At 37.7% G+C, this 1,473-nt stretch carries 2 protein-coding genes; both read left to right on the forward strand.

Annotated elements, in window-relative coordinates:
* Positions 1–617: helix-turn-helix domain-containing protein (locus BM157_RS12800; protein WP_318256008.1), on the forward strand; the 617-nt coding region annotated here is incomplete at its 5' end.
* Positions 584–1,429: an IS3 family transposase gene (locus BM157_RS12805; RefSeq protein WP_318256009.1), complete on the forward strand. Its 846-nt coding sequence runs from the start codon at positions 584–586 to the stop codon at positions 1,427–1,429. The genes BM157_RS12800 and BM157_RS12805, both read left to right, overlap by 34 nt.
* Positions 1,430–1,473 lie beyond the last annotated feature (44 nt).

Here is a 1,473-nt window from a genome sequence, read left to right on the forward strand (position 1 = left end):
TGATATGTACCCTCTTTACTGGACAAACCAGTAAGGAGGGTATTTTTATGCGATATAGTTATGAATTTAAAAGGAAATGTGTAGAGATGTATCGCCAAGGGATTGTTCCAGACATTCCTAAAGGTATTTCCAGAGAACGTTTTATCCATTACTTAAATGATTGGATGCATCTTGAAGATGCTCAAGGGCCCGATGCACTAAAGCCAAAAGGATCTTATAAAAAATGGTCCCCTGAAGAAAAATTGGAACTTGTTGCTAGAGTGATTTCCGGAGAATCCAACAAATCAGTCGCAATTCACGCAGGAATTCGTGATTCTATGTTATATCAATGGGTTCGCAAATATAAGATTTACGGTTATAATGGACTTATTAACAAAACGAAAGGTCGTAAATCGAATAATCCTGATATGAAAAAAATAGGCACGAGAAAACCTCCAAAACCCAACGAATCTGAGTATGAAGAACTAATTCGGTTAAGAACTGAAAATGAATACATGAAAGCCGAGATCGAAGTGATAAAAAAAGAGATCGCCTTGAGAGAAGAAAGGGAAGCTGCGCGACTCAAGGCGAAAAAGCGGCAATCATCAAAGAACTCCGCGCTGAAGGATTCCAACTGAAACACCTTCTTAAAGCTATGCCAATGTCCAGGTCTACATACTACTTTGAAATAAGCAAAAAAGATGCGATTACTGAGAGAAACAGCGCCATAATGCATGACATCAATGAGATATTCACATCTAACAAGAGCAGATATGGAGTTCGCAGAGTTTACCAAGAATTACTGAACCGTGGTTATAAGGTAAATCATAAAAGAGTACAGCGTCTAATGCATAAGGCTGGTCTTATAGGAAAACGGCCAAAGGAAAAGTACCATTCCTACAGGGGAACTGTTGGAAAGGTTGCTGACAACTTGATTAATAGGGATTTTAGCACAACCGCACCACTGCAAAAATGGACAACCGATGTATCTCAATTCAATTTTTCATGGGGAAAGTGCTACATATCACCGATTCTTGATATGAATACAAACGAGATCATTTCTTATGATCTTTCAACAAGTCCAAACCTGGAACAGATTAGCCGCATGCTTAAAAGAGCCTTTGAAAAATTCCCTAATCTCAGTGGTCTTATAATACATTCTGATCAAGGCTGGCAGTATCAGAATGCTTATTATCGGAATGAACTGAAAAAACGCGGCATAATACAATCTATGTCACGAAAAGGAAACTGCTATGATAATTGTATAATGGAGACATTCTTTGGAAGATTAAAAAATGAGATGTATTATGGCTGCGAGAAAGAGTATTCTTCTTTTGAGGAATTCTCAATAGCTATTGAAGAATACATAGAATACTACAATAATAAAAGAATTCAAGCAAAAACAAAATGGATGCCGCCCGTTAAATATCGGATAGCATCCATGTGTTGAGCCTGAGCAATAGTCAATGTGTCCAGGATTCTGGGTACATATCA

The organism is [Lactobacillus] rogosae, from assembly GCA_900112995.1.
GTDB lineage: Bacteria > Bacillota > Clostridia > Lachnospirales > Lachnospiraceae > Lachnospira > Lachnospira rogosae.